Below are 22,546 nucleotides of genomic sequence, written 5' to 3'. Positions count from 1 at the left end.
CATGTCCGCCTAGACAAACACGAGCGTGATCGCGGGGAACATCAACAAGATAAAGACCCGCACCACATCGGAGCCCACAAAGAAAAGCACCGACCGGTAAGTGGCGGTCATCGGCGTGTCCTTGTCCATACTGTTGATGATTAAAAGGTTCATACCCACGGGCGGTGTGATCAATCCCACCTCGACCACGATCAGCACCAAGATCCCGAACCAGATCGCCAGTTCCTCGGTCGTCATGCCGAAATCCATGCCCGAGATGACGGGCCAGAAGATTGGTACCGTCAGCAGGATCATAGACAGGCTGTCCATCAGGCATCCCAAGATCAGGTAGAACACCAAGATGAGAACCATCACCATCCACGGGCTGAAGCCCTGGTCTGTAACCCATGCCGAAAGTTCCTGCGGCACCTGTGTCAGCGCCAGAAACCCGTTGTAGAACGCCGCCCCCAGCACGATGAAGAAAATCATGCCGGTCCCTGTCGCCGTTTCCGTGATGCTCTGACGGAACACCTGCCAATTCAGCGATCCTGAGAAGAGCGCGATAAGACCTGTGCCCATCGCGCCGACCGCCGCCCCTTCGGTAGGCGTGAACCAGCCTTGATAGATGCCGCCCACCACCAGACCAAAGACGATCAAAACGGGCCAAACCGCGCCCAGCGCCTTGAAGCGGTCGGCATAGGGCACACGCGGTCGGGTCCCGGCCTGATCAGGGTAGAGGCGGACATAGATGGCGATGGTCAGCATATAGCCGAGGGCCGCGAGGATGCCGGGGATGAAGGCGGCCGCAAAGAGCGTGGCGATATTTTGTTCCGTCAGGATCGCATAAATCACAAGGATGACAGATGGCGGGATCAGGATGCCCAATGTCCCCCCTGCTGCCAGCGTCGCCGTCGAAAACCCGCCTGAATAGCCATATTTGCGCAACTCCGGCAGGGCGACCTTGCTCATGGTCGCCGCAGTTGCGAGCGATGATCCGCAGATCGCGCCAAAGCCCGCACAGGCCCCGACCGAGGCCATCGCCATGCCGCCCTTGCGATGGCCCAGCCATGCCTCGGCTGCTTTGAACAGGGATCGCGACATGCCCGAATAGGTCGCGAACTGGCCCATCAGCAGAAACATCGGGATGATTGAGAGGTTGTAGCTGGAGAAGGTGGAAAACACCTCGGATTTCAGCCTCGCCATGAACACAGTGGTGCCGTCGGTCGCGAGCCAGAGCCCGCCAATGCCGCACAAAAGCATCGCAAGCCCGATGGGCGCGCGCAGGAAGATCAGCAAGAGCAGCACAGGAAAGGACAAAAAGCCCAAGGTCAGATCGGTCATATGTCGCGCTGCCCTGTCAGCCGCATGGCGGCGCAGTAGAGGCTGACGATACTGGCGGTGACTGCGGCGCCAAAGCTTGCGGCATAGGCCCACCAGATCGGAAACTGGATCAGATAAGAGGTTTCATTATAGCGGATTTTGTCCTGCATCCCCGCAAAAAGCCGCCATGTGATCAACACGATGGTCGCGGCCATCACAACGGTCCAGAATGTGCTCAGCGCCGCATTGACGCGTGGCCCAAGACCTTTCGTGAAGACATCGACGCGTGCGTGGGCCCCGCTGAGTTGTGTCAGCGGCAAGAAGGCGAAGATCGCAAAGGCTACGCCCGCTTCGACCAGTTCGAAATCGCCAAGGATCGGACCGACACCCAGATCAATCAGCCACTCACCAAGCCCGCGCAAGGCACCGCCATGAGCCAGATCGCTTAACTCGCGCCCGCTCACGCTGACGCAGACCATCAGCACCAGCAGGCACAGCACGATGCCGCCAAGCAGGGCCATGACATTGGCCAGTTTATGAATCGCGCTGTGCAGCATCAGCGCGGCTTAGTTGCCTACGGCGTGTTTGGCAATCAGTGCCTGCGCCTCTTGGTAGAGCCCTGTGCCATCAATGCCTGCCGCATCGGCTTGGGCGATCCAGTTGTCAATCGTGGGTTGGCTGGCAGCGCGCCAATCGGCAACCTGTGCCGGGGTCAGCGTGATGATGGTATTGCCCGCCTCTTGGGCCAAGGCCCGTCCGGGCGCGTCATACTCTTGCATGGTGCGTCCCGCAAAAGCGGAAAATTCAAGGCCGGAATTGGCATCAATGACCGCCTGCAGATCAGCAGGAAGATCGTTATAGGCATCTTGGTTCATGGCGAAAATGAATGCCGTTGTGTAAAGGGCCTCACCGGGAAATTCGGTATGGTTGGTGACCAGTTCCTGCACTTTGAGAGAGGGAACGACCTCCCAAGGGATCACAGCCCCGTCAATGACCCCGCGTGACAGGGATTCCGGCACCGCAGGCACCGGCATCCCGACAGCGGTCGCACCCAGTTCGGTAAACAGCGTTGTCGTCGTGCGTGTGGGCGCGCGCAGTTTCAGACCGCGCAAATCGGCCACGTCTGTGACAGGGCGGCTGGCATGGATCACACCGGGGCCGTGCACCCAAAGCCCAAGGGGTTTGAAAGCGGCAAAATCGGTGTCCATCATCCGTGTTTCCGCCAGTTCCCAAAAGGCACGCGATGTGGCTTCGGCATCGGGGGAAAGAAACGGCAACTCGAAAACCTCAAGCTGCGGGAACCGCCCGGGCGTATAGCCTGCGACTGTCCAGATGATATCGGCGACACCATCAATCGCCTGATCAATCAACTGCGGCGGCGTGCCGCCCAGTTGCATGGACGGGAAACGGTCAATCTTGATACGGCCATCACTGTCGGCCTCGACCTGATCGGCCCAGACATCCAGAATATGTGCAGGCACATTGGCCTGCGCTGGCAAGAATTGATGCAGACGCAACGTGACCTCCTGCGCGACGGCGGCTGTGGACAGGCAAGCGGCAGCAAGAACGCTTATGAGCGCGGTACGGGTCGTTTTCATGGTTATCCTCCAGAAACAGTTGACCCTATTGTGGTGATCACAAGCCTGCCCGCAAGGGGCAATTCATCCGACGAATGTGGTCTTCTGTGCGACACAGTCACCGGTCTTGCGCCTAATGGCGAAAATGCAGCCTATGGGAAAGCCATAACCGCCCAGAACAGACAGCGAGAGAGGCTGAAACGCACCGCATACTCTCTGCAAGTTGAGTTGTCGTGGCGGCAGACGTATCATATCTGTCCCATACGCGATAAGGTCGCGTGACGTTTGGGGCAGGTCCCCCCAAAGAGCAGGAGCCCGAACCGCGTGAGCATACACACGACGCCCCTTGATGATCTTGTCGCCTGTCCGCAGTGCGACACGCTGCATATGGCGCATAGCTTGCCGGAGAATTCTCAGGCCCATTGCCAGCGCTGCGGCTTTGTCTTGATGACCTCGCACCCTTCGGCGATCGCGCGCGTGATCAGCCTTGCGCTGACTGCGTTTGTCATGATGCTTGCCGCCGTCAGCTTTCCTTTCCTGACGCTGGATGCGGGAGGGCTGCAAAACGCGACTTCGGTACTGGACGCGGTGATGGCGTTTCAGGCCGGCTATGCCTTTCCTCTGGCGGTCGCTGTTGCGTTTTTTATCATCGTCATCCCGCTGATCCGCCTCAGTGCGTTGATTTACGCACTCGGTCCGCTGGTGCGCGAGGCCAAGCCACGCCAAGGTGCGCGCAAGGCTTTTGCCTTGGCCGAAAAACTGCGCCCTTGGAGCATGGCTGAAATTTTCATCGTTGGCGTGACCGTTGCGCTGATTAAGGTGGCAGGGCTTGCCGCTGTCACAATCGGCCCCGCATTCTGGGCCTTCGCAGGGGTCGTGGTGATTACGGTCCTCAAAGATCAATTGATTTGCAGGTATTCGATTTGGGAAGCGCTGGACAACGCCTCGGCCTGATGACGGCCCGCAATGCAGGATTGGTGGCCTGTCAGCAATGCGGACAGGTGCATCCGCTGCACACGCGCATCTGCAAGCGGTGCGAAGGACGGCTGGTGAGTCGCGACACCCAGAGCCTGCAAAAGGTCTGGGCATGGCTGATCGCGGGGATGATCGCCTATATTCCGGCCAATATCTATCCGATGCTGCTGACCTCGACACTGGTCGAACGCTCCGAAAGCACCATCATCGGTGGCGTGGTCGAGCTTTTTGATCATGGTTCTTACGGCATTGCCTTCATTGTCTTTGCAGCCTCAGTGATGATCCCTGTCGGGAAATTCGTCGCCATCATGTATCTGGCCATCAGCGTGCAGCGCCATTCCGGTGAAAACCAGCACGAACGCCACGTCGCATACGAGGTGGTCGAGTTCATCGGTCGTTGGTCCATGATCGACGTCTTTGTCGTTGCAATCCTGTCGGCACTGGTGCAACTCGACACTATCGCAACCGTCAACCCAGGCATCGCGGCAGTCAGCTTTGCGTTGTCTGTCATTTTTACCATGTTATCCGCACAGGCCTTTGATTCCCGCCTGATCTGGGACGCAGACAGGACCAACCAGCAATGAGTGATCCGAACACAAACGGGCCAGCACCGCTTGATATCAGACCCGTAAAGAAGAAGATCTGGCAGCGCGTGTCGCTGGTCTGGCTTGTGCCCATCTTTGCCTTGGCAATTTCACTTTGGGCTGCGTGGCAGAACTATCGGGATCGCGGCACGCTGATCACGATCAGTTTTGAAAACGCAGCAGGGATTACAGCCGGTGAAACCAGCATCAGATACCGTGATGTCATTATCGGCGAGGTGGAGGATGTCGAATTTTCAGATGGCCTGACCGATGTGCTTGTCCATGCGCGGATTGATCAGACCGTCGCGCCCTTTCTTGATGACGATGCGCAATTCTGGGTTGTGCGTCCCGATGTGTCGGTACGCGGAATTTCCGGCCTCGACACCATCTTGTCGGGTGTCTACATCGAGGGTAACTGGGACACCGAGGCCGATGTGGCCCAGACGCAGTTTATCGGCTTGGAACAACCCATCCGGACCCGCGCAAACCAGCGCGGCACCACTGTGACTTTGCGCGCAGATGACGGCGGCAGCATCTCGGCCGGTGCGCCGGTGCTGCACAAGGGGATCGAGGTCGGCTATCTGGAACAGCCCCAACTTTCGCTTAATGGCAGTCAGGTTGTCGTCACCGCATTTATCGAAAGCCCCTATGACCGCCGCATCACCAGCAGCACGCGGTTCTGGGACACCTCGGGCTTCAGTGTGTCCTTCGGCACCGGAGGCGTGTCTTTGAACGTCAGTTCGCTGGCCTCTATCATCGAAGGCGGGGTCGAATTTGACACGGTCGTTTCGGGCGGCCAGCCAATACAGGATGGTGCCACCTTTAACATCTACGACAATGAGGAGGCCGCACGCGACAGTCTCTTTACTGATCCCAATGCAGAAGTGCTGCGCGTCGCCGTGCTCTTCGAGCAATCGGTCAGTGGTCTGGCGGTCGGGTCCGAGGTGCGCTTTCAGGGTATCCGCATCGGTGAGGTCAGCGACCTGAACGCCATCGTGGTCGGTCAGGGCAGCAATGCGGATGTCCGCCTGCAGGCGGTGCTTTCGGTTGAACCTTCGCGCCTTGGCATGGGTAGCGACGCCACTGTCGAAGAGGCATTCAGCCTTCTATCCGATTTTGTCACACGCGGCCTGCGGGCACGGATGGTAACAGGGAATATCCTTGCAGGCACGCTTTTTGTCGAACTGGTCGAAGTCGAGGACGCGCTGCCAGCGATCATGAACCTTACATCCGGCGACTATCCGGTCATTCCCACAACTGACTCGGAAATCTCGGACGTTGCAGCCACCGCCGAAGGCTTGCTGTCACGCATCAACGCGCTGCCAGTTGAAGAACTGATGGATGGTGCGATTGACCTGATGGACAGCATCGAACGGCTGGCGAATGACGACTCGACGCGCAATGCGCCGGCGGCGCTTGTGTCGCTGCTGGACGAATCCCGTGCTTTGATTGCCTCGGAGGATTTGCAGGCCATTCCCAATGACCTGCGCACTGTCATCAATGACATCAACGGTCTTGTGGCCGAGGCCAGCGAAACCGGCATCATCACGAACCTTGATGCGGCGATCGCCACCGCGGCACAGGCGGCGACGAACATTGAACAGGCCACACAGAACCTGCCGCAGATCACCGCAGATATCCAAGCGCTGACAACCCGTGCCAACCAGCTTGAACTGGAGGCGCTGGTGGCGTCGGCAACCGAGACACTGAACGCGATTGATGCGTTCATTGGGACAGACGATGCAATTGCCTTTCCGGCCGAAGCCAATGCCGCCCTCATTTCCTTGCGCAGCTTCCTTGATGAAGTCCGCGAAGGCGGTGCCATTGAAAATGTGAACGACGCTCTTGCCTCGGCCAGTCAAGCGGCCAGCGCTGTGGAAGATGCGGTCAGCACCCTGCCCGCCCTGTCCGCGCGCGCAAATGATCTGGTGACGCAGATAACGACGGTCGTGAACAGTTATGGCGAGCGGTCCCGCTTCAGCGCCGAAACTCTTGCAACGCTGCGCGATATCCAGGAAGCGTCTGACGCGATTTCCTCGCTCGCGCGCACCATCGAACGAAACCCCAATTCCTTGTTGATCGGACGGTAAATCATGCTTTCACGCTTCACAGTCCTTGTCTTTACAGCCCTTGCCGCCTGTTCCCCCCTTGCCGAGCGCGTCGCGATGACACCGCTCTCCTCCTCGGTCGAGCTGCGTCCATTGGTGGGCAGTGCCATGATCCGGACGGTCTCCTTGCCGACATATGCCGCCGCAGAAGAGATTGCGGTGAAAACAGCGGACGGGCGCATCACATTGCGTGAAGACGTGCTCTGGGCGGACGACCCTGAGCGCGCGGTCACTTTGATCCTGACGCGGACCCTCAGCGATATTCTGAACACCGATGTCGGCCCCGATCCGTGGCCCTTTATCGGCCTGCCCGATGTGTCCGTGGACGTGCGGGTCGAACGGATGCTGGGGGGTCTGGACGGCACGTTCGAGCTGCGTGGCCAGTTCTTTGTTGCAAGCGAAGGTGCGGATTTCCGCAACAGCACCCACCGCTTTGACATCATGGAACAGGTGACGGACGGATCAGTCGAAAGTATCGCTGCGGCACAGTCGGCCGCCTTGCTGAAACTGGCCGAACAGATTGGCGCGGTACTGGGGCGCTAGCCTGCTGCGTCACCCAGCGTTGCCGTGGCGCGCCGCACCTTCAGGTTCGCCCGTACGAATGCCACAATAAAGATCGCTGTCAGCACAAGAATGACAGTCGGCGCAGGCGCGCTGTCGAGAAAGAAGCTGAGATAGACGCCCGTTAGACCTGCGAACATCGTCACCCCCACCGCAATCGGCAGCATCAGCGCAAAGCGTTTCGTCAGCAGAAACGCAATCGCCCCCGGTGCGATCAACAGACCGATCGACAGGATAATCCCCACCGCCGAAAGCGTGGCGACAATCGTCAAGGAAATCAGCGCCAACAGACCGTAGTGCAGCCATCCGACCCGCAAGCCGACCGCCTGCGCCTGCACCGGATCAAAGGCGTGGAGCATGAATTCACGTTGCTTGACCAGAATAATGACCGCAACAAAGGCGGCAATTGTGCCAGCCGTCCACAAGTCTTTGCCATCAACCCCCAGCATATTGCCGAAGAGGATGTGATCAAGGTGCACATCGGTTGTGATCTTGGTGTAAAGCACAAGCCCGAAGCCGAACATGCCCGAAAACACAATCCCCATCACGGTATCTTGCTTGACCCTGCTATTGGCCGCCAGAAACCCGGTGCTGAGCGCGCAGGTCATCCCCGCCACAAAGGCCCCGATGATCAGCGGGATGTTCAGCATATATGCAATGACAATGCCCGGCAGCACCGCGTGGCTGATGGCATCGCCCATCAGCGACCAGCCTTTCAGCACGAGATAGCAGGACAGCAAGCTTGTAGGCACAGCAATGATCGCCATCATCAGGAAGGCCTTGTTCATAAAGGCGAACTGGAAGGGGAAGAGGAGCGTTTCCATCAATTGCCCTCCAGTGCAGCGGCAGCACGGCGGCGCGCGGCCATATAGCCGTGTTTGGGTGCGAAAACAAAGGCCGCAAGAAAGATCAGGGTTTGCAATGTCACGATGATCCCGCCTGTTGCCCCATCAAGATAATAGCTGAGATAAGCACCCACAAAGCTGGTCCCTGCCCCGATGGTGACGCTCAGCACCAACAGCCGTGGGAAACGGTCTGTCAGCAGATAGGCTGTCGCCCCCGGTGTCACGACCATCGCGATGACAAGAAAAGCACCCACGGTTTGCAAGGCGGCAACGCAAGAGGCCGCAAGCAGCGTAAAGAACACCGCGCGCAACACATCAGGCCGCAGCCCGATGGACCGTGCGTGGTTTTCATCAAAAAACGCCACCATCAGGTCCTTCCATTTCGCCAGCAGCACCGCCAAGGTCACAAAGCCGATGATCGCCAGTTGCAGCGTATCGGAGGGCGTAATCGCAAGGATGTTGCCCATCGTGATCGTCTGCACGCTGACCGATGTCGGCGAAAGCGACACCATGAAAAGCCCCAGCCCGAAGAAGGACGTAAAGATCAGACCAATGATCGTGTCCTCCTTCAGCCCCGATCGCTGGTTAAGAAACAGCATCGCCCCTGCGGCCAACCCGCCTGCGGCAAAGGCCCCCAAAGCAAAGGGCAGACCCAGCATATAGGCCCCCGCCACGCCCGGCACGATCGAATGGCTGAGCGCGTCACCGATCAGCGACCAGCCTTTGAGCATCAGATAGGCAGAGAGAAACGCGCAAACCCCGCCGACCAAAGCACTGACCCACATGGCGTTGAACATGTAGCCATAGCTGAAAGGTTCCAGCAAAAGCGCCATCATGTGGGCTCTTTCTCGGTGTCGCCGCCCTCGCCGTAAACAACAAAGGGGCGCTCGTCATCGGTGATCACACGGATCTGGCGGCTGTCGTCATCGTCGTGCAGGTCTGACCCGCCCAGCACGAAGTGACGCAATACGCCACCAAAGGCGATTTCAAGGTTTTCGTGGGTAAAGACATCCTTGGTCAGACCGTAGGCCAGCACCGTCTGTTTAACCAGAATTGTGCGGTCGCAGAATTCCGGCACCGACCCAAGATTATGGGTCGAGACCAGTATCACCCGCCCCTCGTCACGCAGATCGCGCAAGAGGGCGACGATTGCATCCTCGGTTTGCACATCAACGCCGGTGAAAGGTTCATCAAGCAGGATCACCTGCCCTTCCTGCGCCAAGGCACGGGCCAGAAACACGCGCTTGCGCTGACCGCCTGACAACTCGCCAATTTGGCGGTGGCGGAATTCGCTCATGTTCACGCGCCCCAAGGCTTCGGTCACGGCGGCATGATCGGCGCCTTTGGGACGGCGAAAGAACCCCATATGCCCGTAGCGGCCCATCATCACCACGTCCTCGACAAGGACCGGGAACGACCAGTCCACCTCTTCGGATTGCGGGACATAGGCCACAATATTGCGGCGCAAGGCCTCTTGCACCTGCATGCCAAGCACCGAGATTTCGCCGCGTGCGGCAGGTACAAACCCCATAATCGCCTTGAACAGCGTTGATTTTCCGGCACCATTTACCCCCACAAGGGCGGTGATCGTCCCTGTGGGGATTTCAAAGCTCGCGTTATGCAATGCGGTGTGCCCGTTGCGGTAGGTCACCGTCACATTCCGCGAGATGATGCCGGGGCTTGGGCTCATTCAGTCAGGCCTGCTGCTATCGTTTCTGTGGTGACGCGCAAGAGATCAAGGTAGGTCGGGACGGGGCCATCCGCTTCGGTCAGGCTGTCAACATAAAGGACGCCCGCATATTCCGCATCCGTCTCGCGCGCGACCTGCTCGGCGGGGGCCTGACTGACTGTGCTTTCGCAGAACACGGCGGGGATATTGTTCTCGCGCACTGTGTCGATCACGCGCCGCACCTGTTGGGGCGTGCCTTGGCTGTCGGCGTTGATGGGCCAAAGGTAGAGTTCCTGCATCCCGAAATCGCGCGCAAGATAGCTGAACGCACCTTCACAACTGACCAGCCAGCGCTGTTCGGCAGGTACGGCAAGGATTTGGTCGCGCAGAGGCGCAATGGTAGCGGTGATTTCGGCCTTATAGGCCTCGGCGTTGGCGCGGTATGTTTCGGCATTGTCGGGGTCATGTTCGACAAAAGCGTCGCGGATATTGTCGACATAAATCAAGGCGCTCTCAAGGCTCATCCAGGCATGGGGGTTGGGTTTGCCATCATAAGACCCTGATGAAATGCTCAGTGGTGTGATCCCGTCAGAGAGCGTCACACTGGGCACGTCAGAGAGGTTGCTGAAAAACTGTTCGAACCACAATTCAAGGTTCAGCCCGTTCCACAGGATCAGATCGGCATCTTGCGCGCGGATGATATCGCGGGGGGTGGGTTGATAGCCGTGTATCTCGGCCCCTGCCCGTGTGATGCTTTCCACAATCGCCGCGTCACCAGCCACGTTCTGGGCCATATCGGCGATCACTGTAAAGGTGGTGACGGCTTTGAAACGGTTGTCTTCGGCCATGGCGGCGGAGGAAAACACGGCAGCGCAACACACAAAGGAGAGGCGTTTTATCATAGTCATTGGAGTGTCCTTTCGGTAGAGAACTGTCAATCGAAAAGATGCTTATGCGACTTATTCGCAATTGTAAAACGAAATGCGAATGGTTCGCATCTGGTCACGAAGAGGTGATCGTCAGTTGGCAATACAGGGGCCCCTCAACCCCCTATTCCGCTGGCGCGACAGCGCCGATTTTCTCCTCACTCGGGTCTGGCTTGCGAATGGCCAGACGCAGCAAGGGCGGCACCGTCAGAAGCGTCAAAAAGGCGGACATGGACAGGCCACCGACCACAACAGCGCCCAAACCACGATAAAGCTCGGACCCCGCACCGGGGAAGATCACCAAGGGCAACATCCCCATGATGCTGGTCAGCGTCGACATAAAGATCGGTCTGATCCGGTTGCGGGTGGCCTCCTCGATGGCGTCGACAGGCTCCATCCCTTCCTCGCGCAGATGGAACAGCGTCTGATGCACGATGAGGATCGCGTTGTTCACAACGATGCCCACCAAGATCACGAAACCCAGCAGCGTCAGCATATCCATCGGCTGGGTCTGGTAGAGGTTCAGCACCGCGAGCCCCCCGACCCCGCCCGCCGCAGCCACCGGCACAGCAATCAGAATGACCAGCGGCAGGATAAAGCTTTCAAAGAGCACCGCCATGACCAGAAAGACGATGACCAGCGCCACGATCAGGTTGATCTGGATCGCGTTCCAGGTCTGGCTGAGCTGATCAGCCGTGCCGGACACACTCAGGCGGATATCGCTGGGGATGCCCTGCTCTTCCAGCACAGCAACGACCTGTTGTTCCAAGATCTCGACGGCCTGTTCCAAGGGCAGGCCATCGGCAGGACGCACTTCGAGCGTCACAGTGCGCAGGCGTTCGCGGTGTCTGATCTCGGTCGGACCCGCGGTCAGCATGACCTCAGCCAAGGCCGATACCGGCACGATCTGACCACCGGGCGTGACAACAGGGTAATTGCCCACATCTTGCGTGCGGGCCGCGTCACGTATGGTCGGGTCCCCCTTCAGCACCAGATCAACACGCTCTGACCCCACGGTAATCTGCGCCACGCGCAACCCGTCGTTAAAGGCATCGACCGTGGCCGCCAGCCCTGAACTGTCCAAACCCGCGTCGGCAAGGCGCAAGCGATCAGGGATCAGGCGCACTTCTGGCGCGCCCAGTTCCAGCCCCGGGATGGGACGAAACTGATGTCCTTCCGCACGCGGCAGCACGCCCGAGACAATCCCCGCCGCGCGCCCTGCCACAGCGAGAATTTCGTTCAGATCCTGACCCGAGATATTGAGCTCAATGGCGCGGCCACCACCCACCCCGCGCCCGAAAAGCGACGGTTGGGTCATAAACCCGAAGGTGCCGGGTTCGGCAAAAATCGGGCGGCTGAGGATCGGGATCAGCTCGCCCGCGCGCTGGCTGTCGACCGTTGCGGCACCAACGAAAGAGTTGCCCGGAGTAGCTACGAAAAAGAAACTGTCGATGGCTGGCATACCATCTTCGGTCTGCGTTTCGGGGGCGACTTCCCACAAAGGCTGCGCCACGTCTTCAATGCGCTGCGCGATGGTTTCAGTGGTCTCAAGATTATAGCCGGGGGGCGGAATGATCAGGCCGAAAACCAGATTGCGGTTGCCTTCAGGCAGGTACTCCAGACGCGGCAGAAAGGCCCAGCTGGCCACCGCAGCACCGCCGGCAATCAGCGTGACCATGATGATCCCGATTGTACGAACCCGCACAGTCATGCGCACATAGGCCATCACGAGATTGCGGAACCCGCGCCCCAGATGGTCGATCCCCCAGAGCGGGATCATCTTCTGGTCATCACGGCGCAGCACACGGCTTGTTAGTGCTGGGATCACAGTGACCGCAACAACCAGCGACAACAGCACCGAGACCGAAATCGCCACCGCGATATCGCGGAAAAGCTGCCCTGCCTCAAGCTGCATCACCAGAATAGGCACAAAGACCAGCACGGTTGTCAGCGCCGACACAAGGATCGCGCCCCACACTTGCTTGGCACCGATATAGGCCGCCTCGCGCCGCGAATACCCCGCCTCGCGCAGGCGGTAGATATTCTCAAGTACCACAATCGCGGCGTCCACAATCATCCCCACCGCAAAGGCGATGCCCGCCAGCGAGATGACGTTTAACGTGCGCCCCGTGGCGGCCATCACCACGAAAGTCGCGACAATCGACACCGGAATCGAAAGCGAGATGATCACAACCGCCCGCGGCGAGCGCAGGAAGAGCATCAGGATCAGTGCCGCCAGCGCGCCCCCGATATAGATATTCGTCGTGACAAGATCGATTGCACCTTCGATATAAATCGTCTCGTCATAGATCTGTTGCAGGATCAAGCCTTGATCGGTCATCGGCCCTGCTTGCAGTTCCTCCAGCACCACGCGGAGCTCCTCCATCACGGTGATCACATTGGCACCGGATTCGCGCACCACATTGAAGGCGAGCCCGGGTTCACCCTTGAACCGCAGCCGCGCGTTGGGTTCCTGATAGGCAAAAGCCACGTCTGCTACGTCGCTGACGCGCACCCGCCCAATGCCACCGCTCGCTGCACCCGAGCGCAGCACCACATTACGGATCGCCTCTTCATTGTTCAGATTGCTTTCGGTCCGTACCACATAGCGCCGCTTGCCTTCGTCCACGTCCCCTGCCGAAATCGAGATATTCTCGGCGCGCAAGCGCTGCACCACCTCGGGCACGGTCAGGCCAAAGCGTGACAGGCGCTGCGGGTCTACGACCACCTGCAATTCACGTGTCACCCCACCAAAGACATTTACGGCAGCGACGCCGGGAATACGCTCTACACGGTCCTTGACGATGTCTTCGATAAAATCGCCAAAGTTCGGCATGGGCTGTGTATTGCCCTCGGCAGCCGTGATCAGCACCCACGCGATAGGGCTGTCGTCGGCGCCAGAGGTGTTCAGCGTCGGCTCATTCGCCTCGGCTGGATAGCCGCCCACACGGTCAAGGCGGTTGGATACCAGCAAAAGCGACTGGCTCATGTCAGTCCCGATCGCAAATTCAAGCGTGACCTCAGCCTGACCCGTCCGCGAGCGTGACGTCATGATCTCAAGCCCGTCGAGGCCGCGCAGTGTTTCTTCCTGTGGGTTCACGATTTCGCGCTCGATCTCGGATGGGGCGGCACCGGGCCAGTTGGTCGAGATCACAACGATGGGTTTGCGCACATCAGGCGCAAGCTGGATCGGGATCTGGGTAAGTGCCAACGCGCCAAAAAGGACGGCCATCAGGACGGCAGCAATGACCGCGACAGGGCGTTCGATCGAATACCGGATGATATCCATCAATTCGTCTCCAACAGGTTGGCGGCGATGGCCTGGCCCGGACGGAGCCGTTCATTCCCGCGGACAACCACCAGATCGCCGGCAGCGAGGCCATCAACCACCTCGTAGCGGTCGCCCAAAGGCACACCCAAGGTCACATTGCGCGGCTGCGCCTGATCCTCGGCGGCGACAAAGACGGTCCAGCCGCCTGCCCCTTGCACAAGCGCATCTTTCGGCACCGAGAGCACATCGCGTGCGGCACTAACAGGGATATCTACGGTCAAACTCTGCCCGACGGCCGCGTTGCCTTCCGCTGACAATGAAGGGGCCGCGAAAAGCACGGCGCGGGTGCGTGTGGAGGGATCCTCGACAGGCAGAATGGCGCGAAGTTCCAAAGTCAGCTCGGCACCGGTTTCGGTCTTGGCAGTCACCATCTGGCCGGGAGACAGAAAATTTGTATAGCGCGATGGCACGCTGGCCTGCACTTCAAAAGCGTCGGTATCCAAGAGACGCACCAGCGGCGTGCCCGCCTGAATAAAGGCACCGGGGATCGTGTTCACTTCGAGCACGACACCCGAAAAAGGCGCTGTTATCCGGCTCTGCTCAAGCTGATAGCGGGTTTCGGCAAGGCGGGACTCGGCGCTTTTCTCACGGGCTTGTGCTTCGAAAAACAGGGCCTCGGCTTCGAGAAAGTCTGCCTGTGCATCATCAAATCGCCCCTGGCTAAAGGATGTGCCGCCGCGCAACGCCTCGATCCGGTCAAGCGCGATACGGGCCCGATCAACACGCGCACGGGCGGTTTCAATGCCTGCGGCGGCTTCCGCCAGTTGCGCCTCGGACTGGGCCACCTGAATTGTCAGCAGATCATCGTTCAATTCGACCAGCAGATCACCCGTTGTCACGCGCGTGCCTGCAAGGACGGCCACCATGTCGACATTGCCGGCAACGCGACCCGCGACATTGCCGTCACGTGCCGTTGTTACTTCGGCAAATACGGGGACAGTTTCGGCCAAAGCGCGCGTTTCCACGGCTTGCACACTGACCGCCGCAGGGCCACCCTGAGCTTGCACTATCGACGCGGTCGCAGTCAGAACAATCACAAAAACAGGCAGCAAACGCATTGGTGTTCTCCGGTGGGGGCCTGAGTAAAAGTAGCGTGGCGGATGTGAAGTCAACGGATGGTCCAAGGAACCGCGCCAAACATGCCTGCATCTGGCGCATCTGCTACAAAAGCGGGCATCGCAAACCAGATAACGTGCGCTTGTCATCACAAGATGAACCAGAGATGGTGCCACAAAGAGAGCAATATCAAGGAGCAACTAGCATGCCAAAGGGCTATATCATCGGCCATGTCACTGTGACGGACGCGGAGGCCTATCAGGCCTATGTCACACAAAATACGCCCATCGTTCAGGGCTATGGCGGACGGCCCTTGGTGCGCGGCGGCCAGTCCGAGCATCCCGAAGGTCCGGAATACAGCCGCCATGTTGTTTTCGAGTTTGTCGATTACGCGTCGGCCAAGGCGGCCTATCATGATCCCGCCTATCAGGAGGTGGCGCAAATCCGGCGCGACAATGCCACCAGCATGATCGTCGTGGTCGAAGGCGTCTAGGGTAGAACCGCCAGCCACACCCAGACCGTCAGGATCGACAGGGCCGTGCCCATCAAGACAGCCGACGCCGCAACACGTTTGGCCTTGCCGTACATATTGGCAAAGACATAGGCATTGATCCCTGGCGCCATGGCCGCCGTCACTGTCGCGGACCGCAAGGCCGCGTCAGAAAGATCATTTGCGCGCACCAGCCCCCATGCGATCAACGGATGCAGGACAAGCGACACCGCGACAACGAACAGGATGGTGCGCATGTCACCTTCCGGCCGGTAGCGATACAGCACACCGCCCAAACCGAAAAGTGCTGCTGGCAGGGCCGCGCGGATCATCAGATCAAGCGCATCGGTCAGCACCGAAGGCAAAGGAATACCGCCCAAGTTTACCACAAAGCCCAACGTAATGCCGATGATGAGCGCATTGTGGAACATCGCATTGAGCACTTTGCCCGGCAAGGCCGCAACAGAGCCGCCGCGATTGCGTGCGATCTCCATCGCGGTAATGCCCACCATATAGCAAAACGGCGAATGGATCGCGATAATGGCATAGTTCGCCTCAAGCGCAGTAACGCCATAGGCGCGTTCGGTAATGGGCAGCCCCAACAGGAGCGAGTTTGAAAACAGACAGCAAAACCCGATGACAACGCTGTCTTCCCAATCGCGCCCGAAAATGTAGCGCGCGCCCAGCAAACCTGTGACAAAACCGGCAAATGCGCCGGCGTAGAAGCTTGTAAGGAGGGCCAGATCAAAGTTCTGCTGCAAATCAAGGGCTGAGATGGCGCGAAACAACAGGCAGGGTATCGCGAAGCCTTGGGTGAACTTCATCAACCCCTCGACACTGCTATCGCTGAAATAGCCTTTCCAGACAGCAACATAGCCAAAGCCGATGACCAGAAACACCGGCAGGATAACGTCGATCAGCGCGGCCATGTCGGATCCTTCGGCTTAGGGGACAGCAATGGTGATTGTCATGCCGTCATAAGCAGGGCTGACGTGTTCCGGTGTCTCTGCGGCAACTGTCGCGTAGTCCAGATCGTTGTGCATATTCGTCAGAATTGCCTGCTTGGGGGCTGCGCGCGCGATCCACTCGAGCGTATTAGCCAGATGCGAATGGGTCGGATGCGGTTCACGGCGCAGCGCGTCAACGATCCAGTAGTCCAGCCCTTCCAGCAAGGGCCAGACGTCTTCGGGGATGGATGAGACATCGGGCAGATAGGCCACATCGGCAATGCGGAACCCCAGCGCCTCGATGGACCCGTGTTGCACTTCAAACGGGCGCAGCACGATATCGCCCCCTGCCCCACTGATCGTGATATCGCCGTCAATCGTGTTCAGTTCGCAAATGGGCGGATAGGACGACCCTTTCGGCTGTACAAAAGCATAACCGAAACGTCCCAAGAGATCATTGGTCGTATCGCCATCGGCCCAGACCTGAAGCCGCTCGCGTTTGTTAAAGACGAGCATGCGCAGGTCATCAATCCCGTGCACATGATCGGCGTGGCCGTGGGTATAGACGACAGCATCCAACAGCCCGACGTCAGCGTCGAGCAACTGGCTGCGCATGTCCGGCGTGGTGTCAATCAGGACGCGGGTGTGTCCGTTGCCGCTGGTGCGAGTGACAAGCACGGAACACCGTCTGCGGGCATTCTTGGGGTTGGTGGGATCACAGGCCCCCCATAGCCCGCCAAGGCGCGGCACGCCGCCGGATGATCCACAGCCCAAAATGCGAAAGCTGATCTGGTCGCTCATGCGGCGGCCTTCCAGAACAAGCGGTCAAAGTTTGCGGTCGTTTGGCTGGCGAAGTCCTCATAAGGCAGACCGAACACCTCGGCCCCGACACGTGCCGTATGGGCCGTGTACGCCGGCTCATTCCGTCTGCCGCGATGGGGCGGTGGTGCGAGATACGGGCTGTCCGTTTCAACCAGAATGCGGTCGATCGGGGCCGCGCCGAAGATATCGCGCAACTCCTGACTTTTGGGGAAAGCCGCGATACCGGACATGGACAGATAGAAATCCATCTCCAAAGCCGCTTCTGCCAAGGCCGCACTGCTGGAAAAACAATGCATTACGCAAGTATAGGCGCCGTTGGCGTATTCTTCTTTCAGAATACGCGCCATGTCGTCATCTGCGGCGCGGGCATGGATGATCAGGGGCAGCTTGGTTTCACGGGCCGCGGCGATATGGACGCGCAAGGATTGCTGCTGAATAGCGGCGCTTTCGGCAGTGTAGTGATAATCGAGGCCCGTTTCACCGATCCCCACGAATTTCGGGTGCGCAGACATGGCGATCAGCTCATCAACTGTTGCGAGCGGTTCGTCGGCGGCACTCATTGGATGCGTACCTGCGGCATAGAAAACAGGTGCATAGGTTTCCGCGATGGCCCGCACCTGTGGTTCCAGACGAAGCCGCGTGCAGATCGTGACCATCCGCGACACACCTGCCGCCACAGCGCGCGCAACGACCTGATCCCGCTCGGCATCAAAATCCGCGAAATCAAGGTGGCAGTGGCTGTCAACGATGGTGGCGTGGGTCATTATGGGGCCTTCAAAGGAGGACTGTCGCTTGCGCCGTCTCTTCTATTTTGAAGATCATATCAAGGATCAGCGCGGCAGGGTCAAGGTTCACAGCGCGCCCGTGGCGTGACCGGTCCGTCAAATCCTGCTGCAACTGCGCCCAGCGGCGCGCTGCGCGGTCATCCGGGGCCAGACGCGCCAGCAGCCGCGCTTCGCCCGGGGCCCCTTGCGCGGACGGTTCACCCATCAGGCCCGCGCGTGCGGTGCGCGACAAAAAGAGATCAATCAGATCAAGCGTCATGCCAAAGCGCACCTCTCCTGCTTTGCCGACACAGGCGTCCGCAAGGCGCAGGGCTGCGGGGCGGTCCATGCGCGGCAGGCGTTCAAGGGTCTTGATCAATTCCGCATAGAGCGCCAGCCCGTCATGGCTCAACAGCCGGATCGCATCACCGGCAGAGCCGCCTGCAAGTGTGGCAAGGCTTTCGGATTGCTCGGACGGGTGGCCTGCCTGTGCCAGCGCGCTTTGCAAATCAGCGGCACCGAGACGCGCACAGCGCAGTTCACGGCAGCGCGAGCGGATCGTCGGCAAAAGCCTTGACGGCTGGTGCGCGACCAGAAGGATGGTGCAGAGCGCGGGTGGTTCTTCCAGCTCTTTCAGGATCGCGTTGGCCGCGTTGCGGTTCAATTCGTCTGCGGCATCGACGATGACCACACGCCGCCCGCCATCCGCTGCGGACATCTGGAAAAATGTCTTGAGACTGCGCACCGCATCAACGGTGATCTCAGTTTTTAGCTTCTTGGTTTTATCATCCCAAGGGCGGCGGATAAGCGAAAGGCGTGGATGGGCACCAGACTGGATCAGGCGCGCATCGGGATGCGCGGGATCGACAGCCAAACTGGGATCACCAAAAAGACCACCCTCCGGATTGGCCAGCAGGAAGGTCGCGATCTTCCATGCCAGCGTGGCTTTGCCGACGCCGCGCGGGCCGGTAATCAGCCAGCCCGAATGCAGCCGCCCTGCCCCGAAGGCATCCAGAAAATCCGCCTGCGCCTTGTCCTGACCGAACAGCATCTGCGTTTCGCGCGGATGCGGGGCGCCGGCTATGCGATCCGGTTCTGGGATGTCTTCATCGCTCATCCGTAGGCCGCGATTTCGCTGGCGATCTGGTCCGCTGTGCGGTTACCGTCAATCAACACGCAGCGGTCGGGGTTGGCATGGGCCAAGGCCAGAAAACCGTGGCGCAGCGTTTCCTGAAAGCCAAGCCCGAAATCTTCAAACCGGTCCTCGCCGGACTTGCGGGCCAGACCGCGCTGGAGCGCCATTTCAGGGTCCATATCAATGATGAAGGTCAAGTCTGGTTCACGCCCGATCATCAGGCTATGCAGACTGTCAACGATGCCGCGCAGATCGCCACGTGTGGCCCCTTGATACACGCGGGTGCTGTCGGCGAAACGATCCGAGATTACAGTCTTGCCGTCTGCCAGTGCCGGTTGGATCGTCTTTTCCAGATGATCGCGACGGGCCGCCGTAAACAACAGGATTTCTGTCTCGGGCGACCAGCGGTCCGTATCACCGGTCAGCAAAAGCGCGCGAATTTCCTCGGCTCCAGGGCTGCCGCCGGGTTCACGGGTCAGGATGATATCTTCGCCTTTTTCCCGCAGATGGTCAGCAAACCGGCGGGATTGTGTGGACTTGCCAGAGCCGTCAATGCCCTCAAAGGTAATAAAACGGGGCCTGCTCATGCCTCTTCTGGCACCCCTTGGGCGTTTGCCGGACCATATTTCTGCCAAAGCACCAGCGCCGCAGTGCGCAGGCGCGTGGCAAAGCCACCCCGTGCGACATCCTCTTCGGCGACCAAAGGAATACGTTTTTCGGGCAAATCGTCAAACGTGATCACCAGTTCGCCCAATTGCTGGCCTGCAGTGATCGGGGCCTCGATCGGGCCATGATAGACCACCTCTGCGTCGATATCACCCTGGTTCAGAACCGGCACCAGCAGGGAAAGATCCTCGGCCACAGTCAGGCCGACCGTTGGCAAAGCACCCATCCAAACGTCTGCTGTGGCTATACGCGTTCCCGCCTCTGCCACGTCTTTTTCGGCAAATTGCCGGAAGGCCCAGTTGATGATCCTGACGGATTCCTCGGCCCGTGCCTGGCGGCTATCAAGACCGGTAATCACCCAGATGATGCGCCGCCCGTCCTGCTTGGCGGACCCTGCGAGACCAAAGCCAGCCTCCATGGTGTGTCCGGTTTTCAGACCATCTCCCCCCAGCCCCATTGCCAGAACGGGGTTACGGTTGCTGGAATTGGACGGAACGCGCCCATCGAAGGGAAAATCGGTCTCCGCAAAAAGCGGATAGAATGTCGGGAAATCCGTGATCAGACGGTCGGACAGAATACCCAGATCTTCCATTGACATCCGGTGTCCGGCGGCAGGCCATCCGCTTGCATTCACAAAAGTCGAGTTCATCATACCCATCTGGCGCGCACGCTCGGTCATCATGCGCGCGAAACCGGCTTCGGTGCCGTCGGGCGAAAGCGCCTCGGCCAGTACAACACTGGCGTCATTGCCCGAAACGACGATAACACCGCGCAGCAAATCCTCGACGCGCACGCGGTCGGTTGTATCAAGAAACATTGACGATCCGCCAAAGCTCGCCGCATGGGACGACACAGCCAGTTCCTCGTTGATGTCCAGACGGCCATCTGCCACGGCCTCGAACGCCATGTAAATCGTCATCAGTTTGGACATCGAGGCCGGCGGTAGCGGTGTGTCGGCGTTCTTGGACAACAATACAGTGCCGGTCGTTTGGTCATAGATATAGGCGGCGGTCGCACTTGTCTCAAAGGCAAGCGCCCATCCCGGTGTGAACAGGCAGGTCGCGATCACGAAAAAGCGGTGCAAGAAACCAAAACGCATGAAGACAGATTCTCCTTGTTTGAGCGGTCGTTACTCTGTGGCTTCGATCACAAAGGCATCAACAAAACCCAGTTCTTTCAGCCGGGTAATATCGGCGGCATCGGTCAACGGCCCAGCAATCACGCGCCACACGGTGCGCCCGCCAAGCTCTTCGGGGCTTACGGTCGCCTCAATCCCGGCCTCGGCAATCGTTGCGACAGCATTATTGGCGTTACGCTCTACGCTGAACACACCGATCTGCGCGCGCGATCCCGCAGGCAATGGCGCGGGGGCTGCAAGCACGGACGACACATCAATCGGTGCGCTTGGGGCCGCAACGGCGGCTGTGGCCGCAGCTGTCTGCTCGACGGCAGATGTCGCAGCCTCAACAGCAGCCGGCAAAACGACCGCGGCGGTAGCCGCGGCAGCTTCACCTGCACCACCCTCTTCAGCGTCATCTAGAGGTTCGGCTTCAACAGCGATAGGGGCTGCAAGGCTGGCGACGACGGGGTTCTCTTCTGCCGGGGCCGCCTCAACCTCTTGGCGGCGCAGCACAACAACTTCAAGCCGCGCCGGCGCGCCGGGCAGCATACCCAGTGCATCAGCGGCATCCGATGACACCTGCAAGAGCGGGCCGGGATTGTCGCGCTCGCGGCGGAACAGCGCGCCGATCACCTCTTGGCCGCCTTCGGCATTGCGGATCACGACGCGCTCAGGGTCTGTGACCTCGGGGTGTGCAACCCAGACACCGCCCAATGACGGGCGGCCGTCCCACAAACCGTCGCTATTGATCGCAAAAATATCGGGGCGTTCGATATCGATATCACGCTGCATACGCTGGCCCAGCGCATTGGCGGGCAAGGGTGCGGCGGCAGCCTGAGAGCCGCTACTGGCACTTGGAAAGGCGAATTCTCCGTTCTCGTCGCAAGCGGCCAAACCGATCGTCGCGGCGACTGCCAGCGAAATCGGCCACTTTTTCGCGTTTAAAAACACAAAGCCTGTCATCATTTGCCCCTCTGTTACACCTACTTTGCGGCAGGTATCAGCTGTTTTCAGCCGTATTTGTTGCTGCTCAACGTCACTGTGATCGACATTATTGCACGGCGCAACATGCATGCCGTCTATAGCACCGAGAAATGATAGCGCTGGCCAAGACTTTTTGAAAGGCTCTCACTTATTTTGTCGGCGGAATTCCCCAAAGTGTGAACGTGCTTTTCGAATCAGAAACGACCCGCTAACAGGGCCGTGTCGGAGGAGTGGCAGAGTGGTTGAATGCACCGGTCTTGAAAACCGACGTAGGTGAAAGTCTACCGTGGGTTCGAATCCCACCTCCTCCGCCATATCGGCCCAAGCGGCGATCATGCGAACAAGCGCCTCCCGCACCAACAGATTGCGCCGCAGCATCAAGGGCTTGGTCTTCAAACAGCCTGTCGCGCCTTTGATGCAACGAAAAAGCATCACCTTTGTGAGGCACAGGCTGACCTGCCGTGCGTAGACAAAACACGCATATTTTGGACTGCAGGCATTCAGCGCATAAATTTGACCTTTTCGCCGATCCAGTCCATTGTACTCCCGTCTAGTAAATGGTTTTTTTATGAGTATCCTACGTAACGCCGTTTGGGCGTCTCTTTTGATGTTGTTATCGGGGTCTGTGGCAACAGCACAGAGCTTTGACAGGGCAATGATAGCCTTTGATCAAGGCGATTATCACGT

21 protein-coding genes and 1 tRNA gene are annotated in these 22,546 nt (G+C 59.2%); 6 read left to right on the top strand and 16 right to left on the bottom strand.

The window, feature by feature from the left end:
* Positions 1 to 9: 9 nt before the first annotated feature.
* From VGP75_RS08640 to VGP75_RS08630, 3 genes are read right to left on the bottom strand one after another with little or no spacing between them, the layout of a single operon-like run.
* Positions 10 to 1,320 carry a TRAP transporter large permease gene (locus VGP75_RS08640; RefSeq protein ID WP_327543268.1) on the bottom strand — a complete coding sequence of 437 codons (1,311 nt, stop codon included), beginning with the start codon at positions 1,318 to 1,320 and terminating at the stop codon, positions 10 to 12.
* A complete protein-coding gene (locus VGP75_RS08635; protein ID WP_327543267.1) occupies positions 1,317 to 1,856 on the bottom strand; it encodes a TRAP transporter small permease in 540 nt (179 codons plus the stop codon). Before VGP75_RS08635 ends, VGP75_RS08640 begins: the two co-directional genes overlap by 4 nt.
* A gap of 9 nt (positions 1,857 to 1,865) precedes the next feature.
* Positions 1,866 to 2,897: a TRAP transporter substrate-binding protein gene (locus tag VGP75_RS08630; RefSeq protein WP_327543266.1), complete on the bottom strand. Its 1,032-nt coding sequence runs from the start codon at positions 2,895 to 2,897 to the stop codon at positions 1,866 to 1,868.
* A 303-nt stretch (positions 2,898 to 3,200) separates the two neighbouring features.
* Between VGP75_RS08630 and VGP75_RS08625 the strand changes: the two genes are divergently transcribed.
* From VGP75_RS08625 to VGP75_RS08610, 4 genes are read left to right on the top strand one after another with little or no spacing between them, the layout of a single operon-like run.
* Positions 3,201 to 3,830 carry a paraquat-inducible protein A gene (locus VGP75_RS08625; RefSeq protein ID WP_327543265.1) on the top strand — a complete coding sequence of 210 codons (630 nt, stop codon included), beginning with the start codon at positions 3,201 to 3,203 and terminating at the stop codon, positions 3,828 to 3,830.
* On the top strand, positions 3,830 to 4,435 hold the full coding sequence (locus tag VGP75_RS08620) for a paraquat-inducible protein A (RefSeq protein WP_327543264.1): 606 nt from the start codon (positions 3,830 to 3,832) through the stop codon (positions 4,433 to 4,435). Before VGP75_RS08625 ends, VGP75_RS08620 begins: the two co-directional genes overlap by 1 nt.
* A complete protein-coding gene (locus VGP75_RS08615) occupies positions 4,432 to 6,525 on the top strand; it encodes a PqiB family protein (RefSeq protein WP_327543263.1) in 2,094 nt (697 codons plus the stop codon). Before VGP75_RS08620 ends, VGP75_RS08615 begins: the two co-directional genes overlap by 4 nt.
* Positions 6,526 to 6,528: 3 nt before the next feature.
* Positions 6,529 to 7,086 carry a PqiC family protein gene (locus VGP75_RS08610; protein ID WP_327543262.1) on the top strand — a complete coding sequence of 186 codons (558 nt, stop codon included), beginning with the start codon at positions 6,529 to 6,531 and terminating at the stop codon, positions 7,084 to 7,086.
* Here VGP75_RS08610 and VGP75_RS08605 read toward each other — a convergent pair.
* From VGP75_RS08605 to VGP75_RS08580, 6 genes are all read right to left on the bottom strand, one after another.
* A complete protein-coding gene (locus tag VGP75_RS08605) occupies positions 7,083 to 7,928 on the bottom strand; it encodes a metal ABC transporter permease (RefSeq protein WP_327543261.1) in 846 nt (281 codons plus the stop codon). The two genes, VGP75_RS08610 and VGP75_RS08605, sit on opposite strands and share 4 nt — an antisense overlap.
* On the bottom strand, positions 7,928 to 8,782 hold the full coding sequence (locus VGP75_RS08600; RefSeq protein ID WP_327543270.1) for a metal ABC transporter permease: 855 nt from the start codon (positions 8,780 to 8,782) through the stop codon (positions 7,928 to 7,930). The genes VGP75_RS08605 and VGP75_RS08600 overlap by 1 nt, the downstream gene beginning before the upstream one ends.
* Complete coding sequence (locus VGP75_RS08595; protein ID WP_327543260.1) at positions 8,782 to 9,639, bottom strand: manganese/iron ABC transporter ATP-binding protein; 858 nt, start codon at positions 9,637 to 9,639, stop codon at positions 8,782 to 8,784. The genes VGP75_RS08600 and VGP75_RS08595 overlap by 1 nt, the downstream gene beginning before the upstream one ends.
* On the bottom strand, positions 9,636 to 10,526 hold the full coding sequence (locus tag VGP75_RS08590; RefSeq protein WP_414727790.1) for a metal ABC transporter substrate-binding protein: 891 nt from the start codon (positions 10,524 to 10,526) through the stop codon (positions 9,636 to 9,638). Before VGP75_RS08590 ends, VGP75_RS08595 begins: the two co-directional genes overlap by 4 nt.
* A 142-nt stretch (positions 10,527 to 10,668) precedes the next feature.
* Entirely contained in the window at positions 10,669 to 13,833 is a 3,165-nt protein-coding gene (locus VGP75_RS08585; protein ID WP_327543259.1) for an efflux RND transporter permease subunit, read from the bottom strand.
* The gene (locus VGP75_RS08580) at positions 13,833 to 14,933 is read right to left on the bottom strand and encodes an efflux RND transporter periplasmic adaptor subunit (protein ID WP_327543258.1); all 1,101 of its coding nucleotides are present in this window, start codon (positions 14,931 to 14,933) and stop codon (positions 13,833 to 13,835) included. Before VGP75_RS08580 ends, VGP75_RS08585 begins: the two co-directional genes overlap by 1 nt.
* Positions 14,934 to 15,136: 203 nt before the next feature.
* Between VGP75_RS08580 and VGP75_RS08575 the strand changes: the two genes are divergently transcribed.
* On the top strand, positions 15,137 to 15,424 hold the full coding sequence (locus tag VGP75_RS08575; RefSeq protein WP_327543257.1) for a DUF1330 domain-containing protein: 288 nt from the start codon (positions 15,137 to 15,139) through the stop codon (positions 15,422 to 15,424).
* On the opposite strand, the gene VGP75_RS08570 is transcribed toward VGP75_RS08575, so the two are convergent.
* From VGP75_RS08570 to VGP75_RS08540, 7 genes are read right to left on the bottom strand one after another with little or no spacing between them, the layout of a single operon-like run.
* Positions 15,421 to 16,350, bottom strand: coding sequence for an AEC family transporter (locus VGP75_RS08570; RefSeq protein WP_327543256.1), 930 nt, complete (start codon positions 16,348 to 16,350; stop codon positions 15,421 to 15,423). The genes VGP75_RS08575 and VGP75_RS08570 overlap by 4 nt on opposite strands.
* Before the next feature lie 15 nt (positions 16,351 to 16,365).
* On the bottom strand, positions 16,366 to 17,169 hold the full coding sequence (locus VGP75_RS08565; protein WP_327543255.1) for an MBL fold metallo-hydrolase: 804 nt from the start codon (positions 17,167 to 17,169) through the stop codon (positions 16,366 to 16,368).
* Positions 17,166 to 17,954 carry a TatD family hydrolase gene (locus VGP75_RS08560; protein WP_327543254.1) on the bottom strand — a complete coding sequence of 263 codons (789 nt, stop codon included), beginning with the start codon at positions 17,952 to 17,954 and terminating at the stop codon, positions 17,166 to 17,168. Before VGP75_RS08560 ends, VGP75_RS08565 begins: the two co-directional genes overlap by 4 nt.
* A 10-nt stretch (positions 17,955 to 17,964) precedes the next feature.
* On the bottom strand, positions 17,965 to 19,071 hold the full coding sequence (locus VGP75_RS08555) for a DNA polymerase III subunit delta' (RefSeq protein ID WP_327543253.1): 1,107 nt from the start codon (positions 19,069 to 19,071) through the stop codon (positions 17,965 to 17,967).
* Positions 19,068 to 19,676: a dTMP kinase gene (gene tmk / locus VGP75_RS08550; RefSeq protein WP_327543252.1), complete on the bottom strand. Its 609-nt coding sequence runs from the start codon at positions 19,674 to 19,676 to the stop codon at positions 19,068 to 19,070. Before tmk ends, VGP75_RS08555 begins: the two co-directional genes overlap by 4 nt.
* Positions 19,673 to 20,854 (bottom strand): D-alanyl-D-alanine carboxypeptidase family protein, encoded by a 1,182-nt coding sequence (locus VGP75_RS08545; RefSeq protein ID WP_327543251.1) that lies wholly within the window; start codon positions 20,852 to 20,854, stop codon positions 19,673 to 19,675. The genes tmk and VGP75_RS08545 overlap by 4 nt, the downstream gene beginning before the upstream one ends.
* Positions 20,855 to 20,884: 30 nt before the next feature.
* Positions 20,885 to 21,841 (bottom strand): SPOR domain-containing protein, encoded by a 957-nt coding sequence (locus tag VGP75_RS08540; protein ID WP_327543250.1) that lies wholly within the window; start codon positions 21,839 to 21,841, stop codon positions 20,885 to 20,887.
* Between the two features lie 242 nt (positions 21,842 to 22,083).
* Between VGP75_RS08540 and VGP75_RS08535 the strand changes: the two genes are divergently transcribed.
* Positions 22,084 to 22,173: transfer RNA gene (locus tag VGP75_RS08535), tRNA-Ser, on the top strand.
* Positions 22,174 to 22,546 lie beyond the last annotated feature (373 nt).

Origin of the sequence: Yoonia sp. (genome assembly GCF_036007805.1) — a bacterium.
Classification (GTDB): Bacteria; Pseudomonadota; Alphaproteobacteria; order Rhodobacterales; family Rhodobacteraceae; genus Yoonia.
The sequence above is the reverse complement of the archived record's forward strand: the minus strand, read 5'-3'. Positions and strand labels throughout refer to the sequence as shown.